The organism is Paracoccus sp. UBA889, from assembly GCA_002294185.1.
Lineage (GTDB): Bacteria > Pseudomonadota > Alphaproteobacteria > Rhodobacterales > Rhodobacteraceae > Paracoccus.
Map to the genome: position 1 here is coordinate 64656 of DBFD01000016.1, position 2333 is coordinate 66988.

Consider the following 2333-nt stretch of genomic DNA (forward strand, 5'->3'; position numbering starts at 1 on the left):
CCTGCTTCGGGAGCAGGGGGTCGGAGGTTCGAATCCTCTCGCTCCGACCAGTTTTTCCGCATCGCGACGCGCCAGCCTGCCTCGCCCGCAGGTGACGGATCTGCCCTTGATTGGCAGGCAGCGAGCTCACGGGCCATCCATGACGCATTGCGGATTGCCTGCTGCCGACGCGCGTCGTGCGCCAACGTCTTTGCAGCGAACGGGAATTCCAGCCCGCCAGGCGAAAGAAGCCCGACCTTCAGACCCGTTTTCGGCGGCGTCGCGACGCGGTGATCACGCGCTTGTTTGGAACTGACGGTCCACTGCGACTGTTTGTCGCTCGAACAATCGCCAAACGGCAATGAAGGAGCACCCATGCGCCGCATCATTCACAACACCACCGCAATCGCGGCCTGCCTGTCTCTGCTGGCGCCGCAGATTGCCATGGCCCAGGCGGCCAAGCCTGATGCCAATTCCGACCAGCCCGCGCAGAGCGCCCAGGGCGAACAGCCCGCAATCGTGCCCGAGGTCGATGCCACAGCGGCCCAGCCCTGTGCCGACGGCAGTGCGGCACCCTGTGGCACCGAACAGCCCGCAGCCAATGCCGGTGCCGAAGAAACGGCCGCTCCAGAACAATCCGCCGCCGACGAGATGCCGGCAACGGACGGCTCTGTCGATGCGTCGGGCACCGTTGCGCCTGAAGCCAAGGCTGAGGCAGCGGCAGGGCAGGGGGATGCCGGAGGCTCTACGGCCGCGCCGGCCGCACCGGCCGATGCGACAATGGCCGAAGACCCCGCCGCCGCGCCAGAGGCGCCGGCAGCGGACCCCGCAATGACGGATACGGCAGATCCCGCGGCCTCGGAAGAAACCACCGCAACCGGGGACGCCGCGACGGGCGAGGATGCCCTTGCGGACGCATTGGCCAAGGAATCGGATCAATCCGGTTCGGTCAAGGCGCAGGACACCGAGGCGACGTTGACCGGTGAGACGACCGGCGGCGCAAAGGCATCCGGTGAAGCGACGACGACCTCCGGCGACATGACGGCGACCGGCGAGGCGCAATCCTCTGGCGCAGCGGAAGCTGACGCCGCCGCGCAGCAACCGGACGCGACCGAAACCAATGCGGCCGGTGCCGAGGTGACCACGGACCAGAAGGCCGAAACCGACGCCCGCGAGCCTGCCAAGGCCGCCGACAGCGAGGGCGCCGATCCGGCCAGCGACGAAGACGCGCTGGCCAAGGCCCTGGCCGAGGAATCGGACAAGACGACTGAAGCGGATAAGCCCGCCGACAGCGGCGCCGGATCAGGCGCCCCCGAAGCCGAAGCATCGGCCGACACCAAGGCTGCCACCGAGGCCGAGACAACCACCACCACGGATGCCTCCGGCCAAGAGGCGGCCGTCCCGGAACAGGACGTGACCGAAACCGAAGCCGCGAGGGAGGCTGCGGCGACGACCGAAGCGCCGACAGCCGCCGCTCTGGACGAGAATGCGGCCGATGCCGAGGTGACCGAAGAAAAGGTGACCGAAGACAACAGCCGGTCCTCGTCCGAGGATTTCACGACGAATCTGCGCGATGCCCTGAACTCCACGACCGGTCAGCAGAACGCGGCGCAGGATTCGAATGGCGGTGATGACGGCAAGAACGATCTGGCCAAGGCCCTGCTTCTGGGTCTGGGCGGCGTCGCCGTCGGCGCGATGCTGAACAACAACCGCCAGGTCGCGCTGAGCGCGCCGGATCGCGTTGTCGTGACCCGGTCGGATGGCAGCCAGCAGGTCATCAAGGACGAAGTTGCGCTGCTGCGTCAGCCGGGCTCGACCGTCAGCACCGAGAATTTTGGCGACGGTTCTTCGCGCACGATCGTCACGCGCGCCGATGGCAGCAAGATCGTGACCATCCGCGACGCCGATCTTCGTGTGCTGCGCCGGACGCTGGTGTCGGCGGATGGATCCAGCGTGCGGCTGATCGACGATTCGGCGGTTGCCGAACCCGTGGACGTCTCGAGCCTTCCCGCTCCGGCCAAGGCGGTGAGTGCATCGGCCGGCGCCATGGACGAGGCGCAATTGCGAGACGCGCTGATGCGGGAATCGGATTTCAGCCGTCGCTTCACGCTGGCACAGATCCGGGACATCCCGCAGGTCCGGTCGCTGGTCGCGCCGGTCAATATCGACGCGATCACCTTCGAGACGGGCTCGGCCGCGATCAAACCGGATCAGGCCAAGGAATTGTCCACGCTGGGCAACGTGATCCGCGATGCGATCGCAAAGAACCCGCGTGAGATGTTCCTGATCGAAGGTCATACCGATACGGTCGGCTCGGACGCGGCGAATCTGGCCCTGTCCGACCGGCGGGCGGA

General features: G+C 67.2%; 1 protein-coding gene. It reads left to right on the top strand.

Going from position 1 to position 2333, the window contains the following annotated elements:
* Positions 1-354: 354 nt before the first annotated feature.
* A partial coding sequence (locus B4L36_RS02130) for an OmpA family protein (protein ID WP_292951648.1) occupies positions 355-2333 on the top strand: 1979 nt, incomplete at its 3' end.